Source organism: Streptomyces europaeiscabiei (genome assembly GCF_036346855.1).
In the GTDB taxonomy this organism is placed as follows: domain Bacteria; phylum Actinomycetota; class Actinomycetes; order Streptomycetales; family Streptomycetaceae; genus Streptomyces; species Streptomyces europaeiscabiei.
On the sequence record NZ_CP107841.1, the window covers coordinates 1,586,537 to 1,602,230 of the forward strand.

Here is a 15,694-nt window from a genome sequence, read left to right on the forward strand (position 1 = left end):
GCCAAGGCTATGTCTCGCGCAACGGCCCGGTCGAGATTCGGGCGTGTGAGTGGATCTCGATAGGCTTCGGTCCACACGTTGCCGAGACAGGGCGCGGCGCTGTACGCAAGGAGGATCGAGAACTGATGGCAGGCAACTCGGACCCGCTCACGCCGCGGGCCAAGCTGGCCGTGACGGCGGGCAAGGCGGTCGCGGCGGCATCGCGTGCCGCGGGGCGCGGTAGCGGATCTGTGATCGGCGGCCGGGTGGCACTCAAACTCGACCCCGACCTCCTCGCCCGGCTCGCACAGAGCCTGGACGTCATCCTGGTCTCCGCCACCAACGGCAAGACCACCACGACGCGGCTGATCGCCGAGGCACTGCGGGCCGCGGGCCCCGTCGTCTCGAACGCGCTCGGCGCCAACATGCCCGCGGGCATCACCTCGGCGCTCGCCGGGAACTCGGACTCCAAGTTCGCGGTCATCGAGGTCGACGAGAAGTACCTCGCCGGTGTCGCGCGGGACACCGACCCCAAGTGCATCGCGCTGCTCAACCTCTCCCGCGACCAGCTCGACCGCGCCGCCGAGACCCGCATGATGGCGGAGGCGTGGCGGGAGGGCCTGGCCGGCACCAAGGCCGTCGTCGTGGCCAACTGCGACGACCCGCTGATCGTCTGGGCGGCCTCGTCCTCCCCGAACGTGATCTGGGTCGCGGTCGGCCAGATGTGGAAGGACGACGCCTGGTCCTGCCCGTCCTGCGGCGGTGTGATGCAGCGGCCCGGCGACGACTGGTTCTGCGGCGAGTGCGGTTTCCGCCGCCCCACGCCGAGCTGGGCACTCTCCGGCGACCACGTCCTCGACCCGCACGGCTCGGCCTGGCCGATCCATCTGCAGCTGCCGGGCCGTGCCAACAAGGCCAACGCCGCCTCGTCGGCTGCCACCGCCGCCGTCTTCGGTGTGCCCCCGCAGGTCGCCCTGGAGCGCATGTACCAGGTACAGGCGGTGGCCGGACGGTACGACGTGGTGCAGTTCATGCAGCGTGATCTGCGGCTGCTGCTCGCCAAGAACCCGGCGGGCTGGCTGGAGACGTTCTCGCTCATCGACCCGCCGCCGACGCCGGTGATCCTGTCGGTGAACGCGCGCGGCGCCGACGGCACCGACACCTCCTGGCTGTGGGACGTCGACTACACCCGGCTGACCGGCCACCCGATCTTCGTGCTCGGTGACCGCAAGCTCGACCTGGCGGTGCGACTGGAGGTCGCCAACCAGCACTTCCAGGTCTGTGACACCCTCGACCAGGCGGTGCAGATGTGCCCGCCGGGCCGGATCGAGGTCATCGCGAACTACACCGCCTTCCAGGACCTGCGCCGTCGCGTGGGCAACTGAGCACGCTACGACGAACGACGCCAACGACTCCGAGGGGCACTGACTTTCATGAGCGACAACAGTCTGCGGGTCGTCTGGGTCTACCCGGACCTGCTCAGCACCTACGGCGACCAGGGCAACGTCCTCGTCGTCGAGCGCCGGGCGCGGCAGCGCGGCCTGGACGTGGCCCGGCTGGACGTGCGCAGCGACCAGCCGATCCCCACCTCCGGCGACATCTACCTGATCGGCGGCGGCGAGGACCGTCCGCAGCGGCTCGCCGCCGAGCGGCTGCGCCGGGACCGGCATCTGTACCAGGCGGTGAACAACGGCGCGATCGTCTTCGCGGTCTGCGCCGGCTACCAGATCCTCGGCCACGAGTTCGTCAACGACCTCGGCCAGCGCGAGCCGGGCCTCGGCCTGCTCGACGTGACCACGACCCGCGGCGAGGGCGAGCGGTGCGTGGGCGATGTCCTCGGGGACATCGACCCGCGTCTCGGGCTGCCGCAGCTGACCGGGTTCGAGAACCACCAGGGCGTCACCCACCTCGGCCCCACCGCCCGCGCGCTCGCACAGGTGCGGCTCGGCAAGGGCAACGGCACGGGCGACGGCACGGAGGGCGCGTACAACGACACCGTGTTCGGCACGTACATGCACGGGCCGGTGCTGGCGCGGAACCCGCAGATCGCGGACCTGCTGCTGAAGCTGGCACTGGACGTGAACGCGCTGCCGCCGACCGACGACCGCTGGTTCGAGGCACTGCGCGACGAGCGCATCTCCTCGGCCCAGCAGCCCGCGTAGGACATCCGGCAGGAACCCGGGGCGCGCCTGAGAAACGGTTCCTCAGTGCCCGTACGAAAGCCCGTCCGACACCACCCCCGCTCATCTGTGAAAGCCCGTCTGACCAGGGCCGCGCTCACCTGTGCGGGGGCGTCCAGCAGGCGGACGCCCGCTACGGCCCCGCCCCCTGCCGCCGGTAGGGTGGCGGGGATTCCAGCCGGACAGCGAGGTCCGGTACCCGGCCCACGTCGAGAAGGTATTCGGGCTATGCGTATTGGTGTCCTCACGTCCGGCGGCGACTGTCCCGGGCTGAACGCCGTCATCAGGTCCGTCGTGCACCGCGCCGTCGTCGACCACGGCGACGAGGTCATCGGCTTCCGGGACGGCTGGAAAGGTCTGCTGGACTGCGACTACCTCAAGCTCGACCTGGACGCCGTGGCCGGCATCCTGGCCCGCGGCGGCACGATCCTCGGCTCCTCCCGGGTCCAGCCCTCGCATCTGCGGGACGGTGTGGAGCGGGCGAAGGGCCATGTCGAGGAACTCGGCCTCGACGCGATCATCCCCATCGGCGGTGAGGGCACCCTCAAGGCGGCCCGGCTGATGTCGGACAACGGTCTGCCGGTCGTGGGCGTGCCGAAGACCATCGACAACGACATCGCGGTCACGGACGTCACGTTCGGCTTCGACACGGCCGTGGGGGTCGCCACGGAGGCGCTGGACCGGCTGAAGACCACCGCCGAGTCCCACCAGCGGGTACTGGTCGTGGAGGTCATGGGCCGCCACACCGGCTGGATCGCGCTCCACTCCGGCATGGCGGCCGGCGCGCACGCCATCGTCGTACCGGAACGGCCCTTCGACATCGAGGAGTTGGCCACGAAGGTCGCCGCTCGGTTCTCGGCGGGCAAGCGGTTCGCGATCGTCGTCGCGGCGGAGGGGGCCAAGCCGAGGGCCGGGTCCATGGAGTTCGACGAGGGCGGCAAGGACATCTACGGGCACGAGCGCTTCGCCGGGATCGCTCGGCAGCTCTCGATCGAGCTGGAGCAGCGTCTCGGCAAGGAGGCCCGGCCGGTGATCCTCGGGCATGTGCAGCGGGGTGGTACGCCGACCGCGTACGACCGGGTGCTGGCCACGCGGTTCGGGTGGCACGCGGTGGAGGCCGTGCACCGGGGGGAGTTCGGGAACATGACGGCGCTTCGGGGGACGGACATCGTGATGGTGCCGCTCGCCGAGGCCGTCGAGACGTTGAAGACCGTTCCCGAGGAGCGGTACGCCGAGGCGGAGTGCGTGCTCTAGCCGTCCGGCGGGTGCGGGTGGTCTGCGGCTGGTCGCGCATTTCCCCGCACTCCTGGGTCGACTGTCCCGCCCCCGGTCGCGAACGCGACCGGGGGCGGTTCTAGTCTTGGGGCCGGACAGACAGCTCTCAACCCCCACGAAACAGGAGCCGGCGGATGGATCACAGCGGGCACGGCACGGGTCTTCTGCCCTTCACCCTGGGGCGGGGACTCGCGTGGTCGGCCGACCCGTTCTTCCTCGTCGCCTGCCTGGTGGGGCTGGCCCTGTACGGCTGGGGCGTCGTGCGGCTGGTGCGGCGGGGGGACAAGTGGCCCGTCGGGCGGACGGTCGCGTTCGTCGTGGGTGTGCTGTTCGTGATGCTGGTGACGTGTACCGGGCTGAACGACTACGGCATGGTCATGTTCAGCGTGCACATGGTCCAGCACATGGTGATCAGCATGCTGGCGCCGATCATGCTGCTGCTCGGGGCACCGGTCACACTGGCGTTGCGGGCGCTGCCGGTGGCGGGGAAGGGCCACAAGGGGCCGCGTGAGCTGCTGCTGATGTTCCTGCACAGCTGGTACATGAAGATCGTCACGCACCCGGCGTTCACGATCCCGATGTTCATCGCGAGCCTGTACGCGCTGTACTTCACGCCGATGTTCGACTTCCTGATGGGGTCGACGCTCGGGCACATCGTGATGATGACCCACTTCCTCCTGGTGGGCCTGTTCTTCTTCTGGCCGATCATGGGCGTGGACCCGGGCCCGCACCGGCCGGGTTATCTGATGCGGATGCTGGAGCTGTTCGCCGGCATGCCGTTCCACGCGTTCTTCGGCATCGCGTTGATGATGGCGTCCACACCGATGGTGAAGACGTACGAGAATCCGCCCGCCTCCCTCGGCATCGACGCGCTCGCCGACCAGAACGCGGCCGGCGGCATCGCCTGGGCGTTCAGCGAGATCCCCTCGGTGCTCGTGCTGCTCGCGCTTCTCTTCCAGTGGCACGGCTCCGAGCAGCGGCAGGCCCGGCGCACGGACCGCGCGGCCGACCGGGACGGCAACAAGGAACTCGAGGCGTACAACGCCTATCTCGCCTCACTCGACGCACGTGGTCGCTGAGCCACATTTCTGTGTCGGGCCCCGATTATCCTGTCCGGCCGCACAACCGCACTCCTCTCTTTTCTCTTGACCGAAAGGCTTTGCCCTTCAGTAGCATGATGCGTGAGTCCCGCCTCTGCTCTGCGAAGTGACGGGGAAAACCGCCGGGGGGAGCGGTCATGACAATTCACGCATGCTTGCGAACATGTTTACGAAGGGCGGGGAAATCGGCTGCCCGGAGGATCGCTGCCCTGCTGGTGGGCGCGGTGGTCCTCAGCGGTTGCGGTGACTCGGCCCCGTCGCTGCTGGCGGTGAAGGCGGTGGCCGCGGGGGTGGCATCCCTCGCACCCTTCTTCGACGAGGGCGAACAGCTGGGCCGGGACCGGCCCGACCTCACGTCCCTGGAGCCGCACAGCGGTCTGCAGCAGGGCAACACCCCAGGCCTGTACGGGGGCACGCAGAAGCCGAAGGTCTGCGACGTGCGCAAGCTGGAGGAATTCCTCACCGCTCCCGAGAACAAGAAAAAGGCTCAGGAATGGGCGCGGATCGCCGGTGTCGATGTCGACGGCATCGGACATTATCTCGATGAACTCACACCCGTTCTCCTGCGCCACGACACCCTCGTGAAGAACCACGACTACAAGAAGGACAAAGCCGTCCCCTTCGACGCACTGCTGGAAGCCGGCATCGCGGTACTTGTCGACGATCAGGGTTTACCCGCCGTGAAGTGCAGCTGCGGAAATCCGCTACGGGCGTTCGACGAGAACCCCGAGCGCATCGAGGTGGAGTTCACCGGCGGCAACAAGGAGTGGAAGGGCTACGACACGTCCGCTGTGGTCGTCGTCAAGCCCGCTCCCGAGCGGCTGAAGGAGATCAAGCTGGTCGATGTCGAGGACCCGGACCGGGGCATCAGCCGGGACATCGGCACCACGGGCGAGTCCGACACTACGTTCGACACGCGGGCGCGGCAGGCCGTGCCGCGAGTGCGGGGGATGACCTTCGGCGAGGCGAGCGCGGCCATGGCGGACAAGGGGCTGGCGGTGACCGTCGCCGGGGACGGAATGCCGCCGGGGGACGCGCCGGTGACCGGTTCGAGCCCCGGGCCGGGCGTCGAGCTGGAGTTCGGCGCCGCGGTGACCCTGAGTGTGGACTGGCCGGGCCGGACCTCCGAGGGGGGCACCGACGACTCGGAGCCCGGGTCAGGGTCGGAATCCGGGTCGGAATCCGGGTCGGAATCCGGGTCGGAATCCGGGTCGGAATCCGGGTCAGGCTCGGGTTCCACGGGGACGGGTCAGGGGCCGAAGGAGCCCTCGGAGACGGGCGGGTCGGAGACGGGCGGGTCGGAGACGGGCGGGTCAGATCCGGGCGGGTCAGATCCGGGCGGGTCGGATCCGGGCGGGTCGGATCCGGGCGGGTCGGATCCGGGCGGGTCGCCGACGGGGAGCGGCTCGACGCCGACGGACCGGAACACGACATCGTCGGGCGGGGGTTCCTCGCCGACGGACGGCGGATCGTCGCCCGCTGAGTCGACCGCTCCCCCGCCGACGGGCGGCACGTCGCCGCCGTCGCCGTCGAAGTCCTCCGAGAAGCCCTCGCAGGACCCCGCGCCCAAACCCGCCCCGTCCGTTCCCTCGACGACGCCCGGTCCGTCCAGGGCGAGCAGGGCGCCGACGACTCCCGAGCCCGAGCCCACCCCGCCGGAGGACAGTGGCCCGCCCACCGACAGGCCGACGACGAGTGCTCCAGAACCGACCGGTGGTCCGCCGTCCGACGTCCCGGGAGGTACAGGAGATCCGGGGGATCCGGGGGATCCGCGCGATCCGGACCACCGGGGCGCCCCCGTCAAGGACCCGGCCCGGCCCGTATGGATCTGAACCCTGGGGAGTGTCCGATGCAGTCAGGAGCACCGCAGTCGGGAGTCGGCCGGGTCATCGCCGACCGCTACCACCTGCTGAACCGGCTGGGCAGCGGCGGCATGGGCCATGTCTGGCTGGCGCACGACCGTCAGCTGGACTGCGAGGTGGCGCTCAAGGAGATCGTGTTCCGCAGCCCGGGCGAGGCCGAGCGGGAGCGCACGGCCAGGGTGGCCCGCGCCCGCGCCGAGGCCCGGCACGCCGCCGGGCTACGCGCCCACCCGAACGTGGTCACCGTGCACGACGTGCTGGAGCACGACGAACTGCCGTGGATCGTCATGGAGTACGTGCCGGGCGCCCTCGACCTGAAGGCCCTCGTCGCCGTGCGCGGCTCCCTCGCCCCCGCCGAGTGCGCCCGGATCGGGCTCGCCGTGCTGGACGCGCTGACCGCCGGGCACGAGCGCGGCATCATGCACCGGGACGTCAAGCCGGCCAACATCCTGCTCGCCCCGGACCGCACCGGATCGCCGTATGCGCGCGTCCTCCTCACCGACTACGGCATCTCCGTCCAGCCCGACACCCAGGAGACCCGGCACACACGGACACACGTCCTGGTCGGGACCGCCGGGTACCTCGCGCCCGAGCGGGCCCAGGACGGGCCGCCGACCGCCGCGTCCGACCTGTTCTCGCTGGGCTGCACGCTCTACCACGCCGTCGAGGGGTACGGGCCGTTCGACCGCGACTCGGAGATCGCGGCGCTGACCGCGGTCGTCCTGGACGAGCCGCGTCCGATGCTGCGAGCGGGTGCGCTGGAGCCGGTGCTGGGCGCCATGCTCGCCAAGGACCCGGTGCGCCGGATCACCGCCGCCGAGACCGAGGCGGCGCTCTCCGCGATCGTCACACCCCAGGCCCACCCCCGCACCGAGCCCGACCTGGGTTCACAACCGCAGTGGGCGAACGAGCCCACGCACACGGCGGAGCCGGAGAGCCCCGTCGTCCCCGCGGGCCCGCACGGGACACCGTGGTACGCGCCGTCGGGCGGGCACGGCGGGCAGCGGGACGTCTGGTCCCCGGCCCAGCACCCCTCACACGGCGGCCAGGGCTTCGGCACTCCCCCGCAGAGCGGTGGTTCCGGCGCCGGAACCGGCGGGCGGCCCCGTCGGCACCGCGGCCGGGCCCTCCTCGCGGGCATGGCCACCACCCTCGGTCTGGCCCTGGTGGTCGGTGGGACCTGGTACGCCCTGGAGAACATGAAGGGCCTGCCGGGTGGGCTGGGCGGCAGCGGTGACACCCGGAGCGCGGAGCTGCCGTACGGGAAGACCGTGGGGCTGGTGAAGCCGTTGCGGGACGGCGACTGCGTGGACGTCACCTGGACCGGCGCTCCGTTCACGGACGCGGCCAGGCTGCGGATCGTGCCCGAGTGCACGGGGCACTCGATGGACGGCCAGGTGATGGCCTCCTACGAGGCGTCGTCGGCCGAGGACGCCAGGACGGGCGGGGCCGCCCGGTGCGAGCAGCTCACGGTGGAGGACCGCGCGAAGCTCGTGGACGTCCGAACCCACGCCGTCATCCCGACCGACGGCGGCTTCGACGCCGCCGGGCATCGGGTCGTCTGTCTGCTGCTGGGCGAGCGCAGGCCGGTGTACGGACCGATCGGCGAGTACCGGACGGTGGGTGAGACGGTGCTCGCCGACGTGGCAACCCTGCAGAAGCAGGACTGTCTCGACCCGATCTCCGACAACAGGATCCGGCTGGTCTCCTGCCAGGAACGCCACCGGCAGAAGGTGCTCGGCTTCTACGAGATGAGCCCCGGGACCACGTACGAGAGCGCACAGGACCTGGCGCTCGCCGGATGCCGGAACAACCTGCCGCCGAAGCAGTACGGCCATGAGCCCGGTATCACCGGTTCCGGTTTCTGGATCAGCGAGGACGGCTGGAAAAAGGGCGCGCATTACGTCGTCTGCACTGTCATTTCCGGTAGTGGGGGCACCATGGAGGGAGAAGAAGCCTGAGGAAGGGTGTTGCGATGCCCGGTTCGACGAAGACCATGGGGGTGCTCACCGTCGGTGGGCTGGTCGTGGTGACGGCCTACTCGGTGGCGCTAGGCAGCAATGGCTGGCTGTGGTTCGGATGGGTCGTCCTGGGCCTGCTGACGCTGGGGATGGTGGCGTCGCGCACCTGAGGCTCACGCCCTGTGATCCTCAGGCCCGGGGGATTCCCCCGTCCGGGTGTACGCCCGGCTGGTATTTGGGCAGCCGGGCGGTGATCTTCATGCCCGCGCCGACCGCGGTCTCGATGACGAGGCCGTGGTCGTCGCCGTACACCTGGCGCAGCCGCTCGTCGACGTTGCTGAGGCCGATGCCGCCCGAGGGGCTGCTCTCGCCCGCCAGGATGCGGCGGAGCACCTCGGGTTCCATGCCGACGCCGTCGTCCTCGATGACGACGAGCGCCTCGGCGCCCGCGTCCTGCGCGGTGATGCTGATGTGGCTCTTGTCGGTCCTGCCTTCGAGGCCGTGCTTCACCGCGTTCTCGACAAGGGGCTGGAGGCAGAGGAAGGGCAGGGTGACCGGCAGGACCTCGGGGGCTATCTGGAGTGTGACCGAGAGCCGGTCGCCGAAGCGGGCCCGGACCAGCGCCAGGTAGTGGTCGATGGCGTGGAGTTCGTCGGCGAGGGTGGTGAAGTCGCCGTGTCTGCGGAACGAGTAGCGGGTGAAGTCGGCGAACTCCAGGAGGAGTTCACGGGCGCGCTCGGGGTCGGTGCGGACGAACGAGGCGATCACCGCCAGCGAGTTGAAGATGAAGTGCGGGGAGATCTGGGCGCGCAGGGCCTTGATCTCGGCCTCTATCAGCCGGGTGCGGGACTGGTCGAGGTCGGCCAGTTCCAGTTGGACGGAGACCCAGCGGGCGACCTCGCCGGCCGCTCGGACCAGGACGGCGGACTCGCGGGGTGCGCAGGCGACGAGCGCCCCGTGGACGCGGTCGTCGACGGTGAGGGGGGCGACGACCGCCCAGCGCACCGGGCAGTCGAGGATGTCGCAGGTCAGCCGGAAGGCCTCGCCGCGGCCGGTCTCCAGGGGGCCCGCCAGCCGTCCCATGATCTCGGCGCGGTGGTGCTCCGCCACACCCTCCCAGGCGAGGACCGACTCGTGGTCGGTGAGGCACAGCGCGTCCGTGCCGAGCAGGGTGCGCAGCCGCTTGGCGGATCTTCGGGCCGTCTCCTCGGTGAGGCCGGCGCGCAGCGGGGGCGCGGCGAGGGTGGCTGTGTGCAGGGTCTGGAAGGTGGCGTGCTCGACGGGTGTGCCGAGTCCGCCGAGGCTGTTGCGCGGCCGGGCCGTACGCCGGCCCAGCCAGAACCCGCCCGCGAGCAGCGGGAGCACGGCCACGCAGAACCCCGCCAGGAACCCGGTCACTTCACCGCTCATCGTTCACCTCCTGCAAGGGGTACACCGCTCGCCGCTCGTGGGTTCCCTTCCGCCCGCCCTCGCGCCGCCCCGGTTCGATGGGTCTGCGACGGGTCCTCGTGCGCATGCCGCCCCTGTGCGGCCGGTCCCTCGTGCTCATCGTCGCCACAGTTCGATCTCCTTGGTCGCCGCGCGGGTGCGGCCGCCGACCAGTTCCTCCGGAAGGTGGAAGCGGGCCAGGATCGCCGATGTCCCGGGCGGGACCTTGCCGGGGGTGGCCAGGGACACCAGGACCATCGTGAGGAAGCCGAGCGGTACGGACCAGAGTGCGGGCCAGGCCAACAGGGCGTGGAGGGTGCCGGTGCCGGGGTATCCGGCCATGGTCGCGGCGACCGCGAGAAGGGCCGCGCCACCGCCGACGAGCATGCCCGCCGCGGCGCCAGGCGGGGTGAGGCGCCGCCACCAGATGCCGAGGACGAGCAGCGGGCAGAAGGAGGAGGCGGAGACGGCGAAGGCGAGGCCTACCGCGTCGGCGACGGGCAGCCCGCCCACCAGGCCGCTCGCCGCGAGCGGCACGGCCATGGCGAGGACCGTGCCGAGCCGGAAGTGCTGTACGCCGCGAGCGGGCAGGACGTCCTGGGTGAGCACCCCGGCGACCGCCATGGTCAGGCCCGAGGCGGTGGACAGGAACGCGGCGAAGGCACCGCCCGCGACCAGAGCGCCGAGCAGGTCGCCGCCGAGGCCGCCGATCATGCGGTCCGGCAGGAGGAGGACGGCCGCGTCGGCGTCGCCGGTGAGGGTGAGGTCGGGGGCGTAGAGCCTGCCGAGCGCCCCGTAGAGCGGCGGCAGGAGGTAGAAGAAGCCGATCATGCCGAGGACGACGACCGTGGTGCGGCGGGCGGCGACTCCGTGCGGGCTGGTGTAGAAGCGGACGACGACGTGGGGCAGGCCCATGGTGCCGAGGAAGGTGGCGAGGATCAGCCCGTAGGTGGCGTACAGGGGGCGTTCCTCGCGGCCCGCGGCGAGGGACGTGGACATGCCGCCGTTGGTGCCGCGGTCGGCGACGGGAACGGTGTCGCCCTTGGTGAAGGTCAGGCGGGTGCCCCGGTCGATGCGGTGGGTGCCGGTGGGCAGGTCGACGCGTTCGTCGTCGTGGCGGCGGCCGTCGATCGTGCCGGAGGCGGTGACGGTCAGTGGGCTCGTGAGCTTCAGGTCGAGGGTCTCGTCGATGCGGACGACACGCTGTTCACGGAACTCGGCGGGCTCGTCGAAGGCGTGGCGCGGGGCGCCGTCGCCCTGCCAGGCGAGGACGAGGAAGAGCGCGGGGACGAGGAGGGCGGTGAGCTTGAGCCAGTACTGGAAGGCCTGGACGAAGGTGATGCTGCGCATGCCGCCGGCGGCGACCGTGGCGGAGACGACGACGGCGACGATGACGCCACCGAGCCACTCGGGCGCGTCGGTGAGCACATTCAACGTCAGTCCGGCGCCCTGGAGTTGGGGCAGCAGGTAGAGCCAGCCGACACCGACGACGAAGGCCCCCGCGAGCCGTCGTACGGTCTTGGAGGCGAGGCGGGCCTCGGCGAAGTCCGGCAGGGTGTACGCACCGGAGCGGCGCAGCGGGGCGGCGACGAACAGCAGCAGGACGAGGTAGCCGGCGGTGTAGCCGACCGGGTACCAGAGCATGTCGGGGCCCTGGACGAGGACGAGGCCGGCGATGCCGAGGAAGGAGGCGGCGGAGAGGTATTCGCCGCTGATGGCGGCCGCGTTGAGGCGGGGGCCGACGGTGCGGGAGGCGACGTAGAAGTCGGAGGTGGTCCGGGAGATGCGCAGGCCGAAGGCGCCGACGAAGACGGTCGCCACGACGACGAGGGCGACCGCGGGGACGGCGTAGTTCTCGTTCATGCCTTGCTCTCGGTCTCCTCGTTCACGGGTTCCCTGCTTGCGTCGCTCAGCGGTCCTCGACGAGCCGGACGAGGTCCTGCTCGTTGCGTTCGGCGCGGCGTACGTGCCAGTGGGCGAGCAGGACCAGGGGCGGGTAGATGCCGAAGCCGAGGACGGCCCACTCCAGGCCGGCGCCGTCCGGCATCGCGGCGAAGACCAGGGGCAGTGGGGCGACCAGCAGGACGAGGACCGCGAACACGGCGAGGGCTGCGCGGAGTTGGCTGCGCATGAGGGAGCTGACGTAGGTGTGGCCGAGGGTGGTCTGTTCGTCGATCTCGGTACGGGGGCGGTGGTGGCCGGTGCCGCGGCGGGTGCGGCGGGGCACTCCGGTGACGACGACGCGGCGTTCGGTGGGGTCGTTCGGCATGGCGGCTCCTCAGCCCGTGGTCCGGCGCATTAGCAGATCGCGCAGTTCGCGTGCGTGGCGGCGGCTGACCTGGAGCTCCACCGGGCCGACGAGGACGCTGACGGTGCCCGCGTCCAGGCGGAGTTCACCGACGTGCCGCAGGGCGACGAGATGGCGGCGGTGGATGCGGACGAACCCGCGTGCGCGCCAGCGCTCTTCGAGGGTGGACAGGGGGATGCGGACGAGGTGGCTGCCCTGGGGGGTGTGGAGTCGGGCGTAGTCGCCCTGGGCCTCGACGTGGGTGATGTCGTCGACGGCGACGAAGCGGGTGACACCGCCGAGCTCGACGGGTATCTGGTCGGGGTCGGGTTCGTGGACCGGGATCGGCGGGGCCGCCGCCGTTGCCGTGTCGCGGAGCTGGGCGGCCCGGCGTATCGCCTCGGCGAGACGTTCCCGGCGGACGGGTTTGAGGACGTAGTCGACGGCCTTGAGGTCGAAGGCCTGGACGGCGAAGCCCTCGTGCGCGGTGACGAAGACGACGAGCGGGGGCCGGGCGAACCCGGTGAGGAGGCGGGCGAGGTCGAGGCCGTCGAGTCCGGCCATGTGGATGTCGAGGAAGACGACGTCGATCGCCTCGGGTCCGTCGGGTCCGGACTCCAGGGCGCGGTTGATCCTCCGCAGTGCCTCGGTGGCGTCGCCCGCGCCCTCGGCGCTGCCGATCCGTGGATCGGCGTTCAGCAGGTACAGCAGTTCCTCCAGGGAGGGTTTCTCGTCATCGACGGCGAGCGCGCGCAGCATGAACGTGGAGTGTAGGAGTAATTCGTACGCATGCACACGGGCGCGCGCCGGAGGGCTTCGCACCGGGGGCCGTGGGCCCCCTCGCTGGATACAGTGCCCGCATGAACAGCAAGTCCGCGGCGTTCGACGAGCTCGACCGCAAGATCATCACGGCGTTGATGGCGAACGCGAGGACCAGCTTCGCCGAGATCGGCTCGGACATCGGCCTTTCGGCCACCGCGGTGAAGCGGCGGGTGGACCGGCTGCGCGAGACCGGGGTGATCACCGGGTTCACGGCGACGGTGCAGCCGGCGGCGCTCGGGTGGCGCACGGAGGCGTACGTGGAGGTGTATTGCGAGGGCGCGGCGCCGCCCCGGCGGCTCGCGGAGGTCGTGCGCAACCATCCGGAGATCACCGCGGCGATGACGGTGACCGGTGGCGCGGACGCGCTGCTGCACGTACGGGCCATCGACGTGGAGCACTTCGAGGAGGTGCTGGAGCGGATCCGCACCGAGCCGTTCATCCGGAAGACGATCAGTTACATGGTGCTGTCGCACCTGCTGCCGGAGGCTCCGGAGGCCGGGGCGACCCAGGACGCAGCAAACATGCGTTGAGCTCGATCAATACGCAGCATTACTGCGTGAACACGCAACGTTTGTTCCTTGTCGTGCGCCGGTCCCGATTCCTACCTTGGTGATATCCCAGCCGACACCGCAGGAAGCGGAGAAACCCTCTGTGCCCGACAGCCGTGTGCCGCGCCTTCGGCGCTTTCTCGTCTGTGAACCCAGACACTTCGCCGTGCAGTACTCGATCAATCCCTGGATGCATCCGGACACCCCCGTGGACGTCGACCTCGCCCGGGATCAGTGGCAGGAACTGATCCACGCCTACCGGACCCTCGGCCACACCGTGGACACCGTGGAGCCGGTGGCCGCGCTGCCCGACATGGTGTTCGCGGCCAACTGCGCGCTCGTCCTCGGCGGCCGTGTCCTCGGCTCGCTGTTCCACGCGCCCGAGCGGCGCCCCGAGTCCACCGCGTACGACGCCTGGTTCAAGAGCGCCGGGTACGACGTTCTGCGGTCCGAGTCGGTGTGCGAGGGAGAGGGCGACCTGGTGCCGACCGGCCGCTATCTCCTCGCCGGGACCGGCTTCCGCACCACCCGTGAGGCCCATCGCCAGGCGCAGGAGTTCTTCGGCGTCCCGGTGATCAGCCTCCAGCTGGTGGACCCGCGCTTCTACCATCTGGACACCGCCCTGTTCGTTCTCGACGACGGCAGCGACGGCTCCGCGGGCAACATCGCGTACTACCCGGAGGCGTTCTCGCCCGGCAGCCGCGCGGTCCTCGCCCGGCTCTACCCGGACGCGGTGATCGCGACGCGCGAGGACGCCATGGCCTTCGGCCTGAACTCGGTGTCCGACGGCCGCCATGTGTTCATCTCGCCGCGCGCCAAGGAACTCGCCGACCAGCTCACCCGGCAGGGCTACGTTCCCGTCCCCGTCGACCTGTCGGAGTTCCAGAAGGCCGGCGGCGGCATCAAGTGCGTCACTCAGGAGATCCGCCCGTGACCCACGTGACCCAGGAGACCCGCCGCCCGGTGCAGGCGATCCGCCCCGTGACCCTGGAGGTCCGCTCATGACCGCTCCCGCCCCCACGCGTTCGTCGGCCGACCTCATCCGCGCCGAGGAGCCCGTCCTCGCGCACAACTACCACCCGCTGCCCGTGGTCGTCGCCCGTGCCGAGGGCACCTGGGTCGAGGACGTCGAGGGCCGCCGCTATCTGGACATGCTGGCCGGCTACTCCGCCCTCAACTTCGGCCACCGCCACCCGGCGCTGATCGAGGCCGCGCACCGCCAGCTCGACACGCTCACCCTCACCTCGCGGGCCTTCCACAACGACCGGCTCGCCGAGTTCGCCGAGTCCCTGGCCGAGCTGACCGGCCTGGACATGGTGCTGCCGATGAACACGGGCGCCGAGGCCGTGGAGAGCGCGATCAAGGTGGCCCGCAAATGGGCGTACGACGTGAAGGGCGTCCCCGCCGACCGGGCCACCATCGTCGTCGCCGCCGACAACTTCCACGGCCGTACGACGACGATCGTCAGCTTCTCCACGGACCCGGTGGCCCGCGACGGCTTCGGCCCCTTCACGCCCGGCTTCCGTGTGGTCCCGTACAACGACCTCGCCGCGCTGGAGGCGGCGATCGACGAGACGACGGCCGCGGTGCTGATCGAGCCCATCCAGGGCGAGGCGGGCGTGCTCATCCCGGACGACGGCTATCTGCGCGGGATCCGTGAGCTGACCCGCCGCACGGGTTGCCTGTTCATCGCGGACGAGATCCAGTCGGGCCTCGGCCGCACCGGCCGCACGCTCGCCGTCGAGCACGAGGACGTCCTGCCCGACGCCGTACTGCTCGGCAAGGCGCTCGGCGGTGGCATCGTGCCGGTGTCGGCGGTGGTGGCCCGACGCGAGGTGCTGTCGGTCCTGCGTCCCGGCGAGCACGGCTCGACCTTCGGCGGCAACCCCCTCGCGGCGGCGGTCGGCTCGGCGGTGGTCGAGCTGCTGCGCACCGGGGAGTTCCAGCTCAGGGCCACCGAACTGGGCGGGCTCCTGCGGGACGGGCTCACGGAACTGGTCGGCCGGGGCGTGGTCGGCTTCCGGGCGCGCGGGCTGTGGGCGGGCGTCGACATCGACCCCGCGATCGGCACGGGCCGTGAGATCAGCCACCGCCTCATGGCGGCGGGAATCCTGGTCAAGGACACCCACGGCTCGACCATCCGCCTGGCACCGCCCCTGACGATCACGGGAACGGAACTCCGTTCGGCGCTGGAAACGTTGGGGGAGGTCCTGAAGGAGGGGTCCTGAAAGCCGGCGCCGCGTGGTCCTTGG

Annotated in this window: 14 protein-coding genes; 10 read left to right on the forward strand and 4 right to left on the reverse strand. The window is 70.9% G+C overall.

Features of this window, described 5'->3' with window-relative positions:
* Positions 1 to 125: 125 nt before the first annotated feature.
* The 7 genes from OG858_RS06600 (at position 126) to OG858_RS06630 (ending at position 8,527) form a co-directional block, all read left to right on the forward strand.
* Positions 126 to 1,364 carry a Mur ligase family protein gene (locus tag OG858_RS06600; RefSeq protein ID WP_037704953.1) on the forward strand — a complete coding sequence of 413 codons (1,239 nt, stop codon included), beginning with the start codon at positions 126 to 128 and terminating at the stop codon, positions 1,362 to 1,364.
* 48 nt (positions 1,365 to 1,412) lie between these two features.
* Positions 1,413 to 2,141, forward strand: coding sequence for a type 1 glutamine amidotransferase (locus tag OG858_RS06605; protein WP_037704952.1), 729 nt, complete (start codon positions 1,413 to 1,415; stop codon positions 2,139 to 2,141).
* A 246-nt stretch (positions 2,142 to 2,387) separates the two neighbouring features.
* Complete coding sequence (locus tag OG858_RS06610; protein ID WP_086750825.1) at positions 2,388 to 3,413, forward strand: 6-phosphofructokinase; 1,026 nt, start codon at positions 2,388 to 2,390, stop codon at positions 3,411 to 3,413.
* Positions 3,414 to 3,568: 155 nt separating this feature from the next.
* Positions 3,569 to 4,513, forward strand: a complete 945-nt coding sequence (locus OG858_RS06615; RefSeq protein WP_086750826.1) for a cytochrome c oxidase assembly protein — start codon at positions 3,569 to 3,571, stop codon at positions 4,511 to 4,513.
* Between the two features lie 236 nt (positions 4,514 to 4,749).
* Positions 4,750 to 6,366, forward strand: a complete 1,617-nt coding sequence (locus OG858_RS06620; RefSeq protein WP_328545052.1) for a DUF6777 domain-containing protein — start codon at positions 4,750 to 4,752, stop codon at positions 6,364 to 6,366.
* A 17-nt stretch (positions 6,367 to 6,383) separates the two neighbouring features.
* Positions 6,384 to 8,357 (forward strand): serine/threonine-protein kinase, encoded by a 1,974-nt coding sequence (locus tag OG858_RS06625; RefSeq protein ID WP_327723474.1) that lies wholly within the window; start codon positions 6,384 to 6,386, stop codon positions 8,355 to 8,357.
* A gap of 14 nt (positions 8,358 to 8,371) precedes the next feature.
* Entirely contained in the window at positions 8,372 to 8,527 is a 156-nt protein-coding gene (locus tag OG858_RS06630; protein ID WP_037704943.1) for a hypothetical protein, read from the forward strand.
* Positions 8,528 to 8,546: 19 nt separating this feature from the next.
* On the opposite strand, the gene OG858_RS06635 is transcribed toward OG858_RS06630, so the two are convergent.
* The 4 genes from OG858_RS06635 to OG858_RS06650 form a co-directional block, all read right to left on the reverse strand.
* Entirely contained in the window at positions 8,547 to 9,755 is a 1,209-nt protein-coding gene (locus OG858_RS06635) for a sensor histidine kinase (RefSeq protein WP_086751961.1), read from the reverse strand.
* Positions 9,756 to 9,902: 147 nt separating this feature from the next.
* A complete protein-coding gene (locus OG858_RS06640) occupies positions 9,903 to 11,648 on the reverse strand; it encodes a sodium/solute symporter (protein WP_037704942.1) in 1,746 nt (581 codons plus the stop codon).
* A gap of 46 nt (positions 11,649 to 11,694) precedes the next feature.
* Positions 11,695 to 12,054: a hypothetical protein gene (locus tag OG858_RS06645; protein ID WP_037704941.1), complete on the reverse strand. Its 360-nt coding sequence runs from the start codon at positions 12,052 to 12,054 to the stop codon at positions 11,695 to 11,697.
* Positions 12,055 to 12,063: 9 nt separating this feature from the next.
* Positions 12,064 to 12,831: a LytR/AlgR family response regulator transcription factor gene (locus tag OG858_RS06650; protein WP_086751955.1), complete on the reverse strand. Its 768-nt coding sequence runs from the start codon at positions 12,829 to 12,831 to the stop codon at positions 12,064 to 12,066.
* A gap of 101 nt (positions 12,832 to 12,932) precedes the next feature.
* Here OG858_RS06650 and OG858_RS06655 point away from each other — a divergent pair, with 101 nt between their 5' ends.
* From OG858_RS06655 to rocD, 3 genes are all read left to right on the forward strand, one after another.
* Positions 12,933 to 13,424: an Lrp/AsnC family transcriptional regulator gene (locus tag OG858_RS06655; RefSeq protein ID WP_037704939.1), complete on the forward strand. Its 492-nt coding sequence runs from the start codon at positions 12,933 to 12,935 to the stop codon at positions 13,422 to 13,424.
* A gap of 121 nt (positions 13,425 to 13,545) precedes the next feature.
* Positions 13,546 to 14,376, forward strand: coding sequence for a dimethylargininase (ddaH, locus tag OG858_RS06660; protein ID WP_086751957.1), 831 nt, complete (start codon positions 13,546 to 13,548; stop codon positions 14,374 to 14,376).
* A 67-nt stretch (positions 14,377 to 14,443) separates the two neighbouring features.
* Entirely contained in the window at positions 14,444 to 15,670 is a 1,227-nt protein-coding gene (rocD, locus tag OG858_RS06665) for an ornithine--oxo-acid transaminase (protein ID WP_086751959.1), read from the forward strand.
* The last annotated feature ends 24 nt before the right edge of the window (positions 15,671 to 15,694 follow it).

What these genes read in the sequence shown, in the direction of transcription:
- OG858_RS06600 (WP_037704953.1), top strand. Translation starts at nt 126, where the DNA reads ATGGCAGGCAACTCGGACCCGCTCACGCCGCGGGCCAAGCTGGCCGTG.
- OG858_RS06605 (WP_037704952.1), top strand. Translation starts at nt 1,413, where the DNA reads ATGAGCGACAACAGTCTGCGGGTCGTCTGGGTCTACCCGGACCTGCTC.
- OG858_RS06610 (WP_086750825.1), top strand. Translation starts at nt 2,388, where the DNA reads ATGCGTATTGGTGTCCTCACGTCCGGCGGCGACTGTCCCGGGCTGAAC.
- OG858_RS06615 (WP_086750826.1), top strand. Translation starts at nt 3,569, where the DNA reads ATGGATCACAGCGGGCACGGCACGGGTCTTCTGCCCTTCACCCTGGGG.
- OG858_RS06625 (WP_327723474.1), top strand. Translation starts at nt 6,384, where the DNA reads ATGCAGTCAGGAGCACCGCAGTCGGGAGTCGGCCGGGTCATCGCCGAC.
- OG858_RS06630 (WP_037704943.1), top strand. Translation starts at nt 8,372, where the DNA reads ATGCCCGGTTCGACGAAGACCATGGGGGTGCTCACCGTCGGTGGGCTG.
- OG858_RS06640 (WP_037704942.1), bottom strand. Translation starts at nt 11,648, where the DNA reads ATGAACGAGAACTACGCCGTCCCCGCGGTCGCCCTCGTCGTCGTGGCG.
- OG858_RS06645 (WP_037704941.1), bottom strand. Translation starts at nt 12,054, where the DNA reads ATGCCGAACGACCCCACCGAACGCCGCGTCGTCGTCACCGGAGTGCCC.
- OG858_RS06650 (WP_086751955.1), bottom strand. Translation starts at nt 12,831, where the DNA reads ATGCTGCGCGCGCTCGCCGTCGATGACGAGAAACCCTCCCTGGAGGAA.
- OG858_RS06655 (WP_037704939.1), top strand. Translation starts at nt 12,933, where the DNA reads ATGAACAGCAAGTCCGCGGCGTTCGACGAGCTCGACCGCAAGATCATC.
- rocD (WP_086751959.1), top strand. Translation starts at nt 14,444, where the DNA reads ATGACCGCTCCCGCCCCCACGCGTTCGTCGGCCGACCTCATCCGCGCC.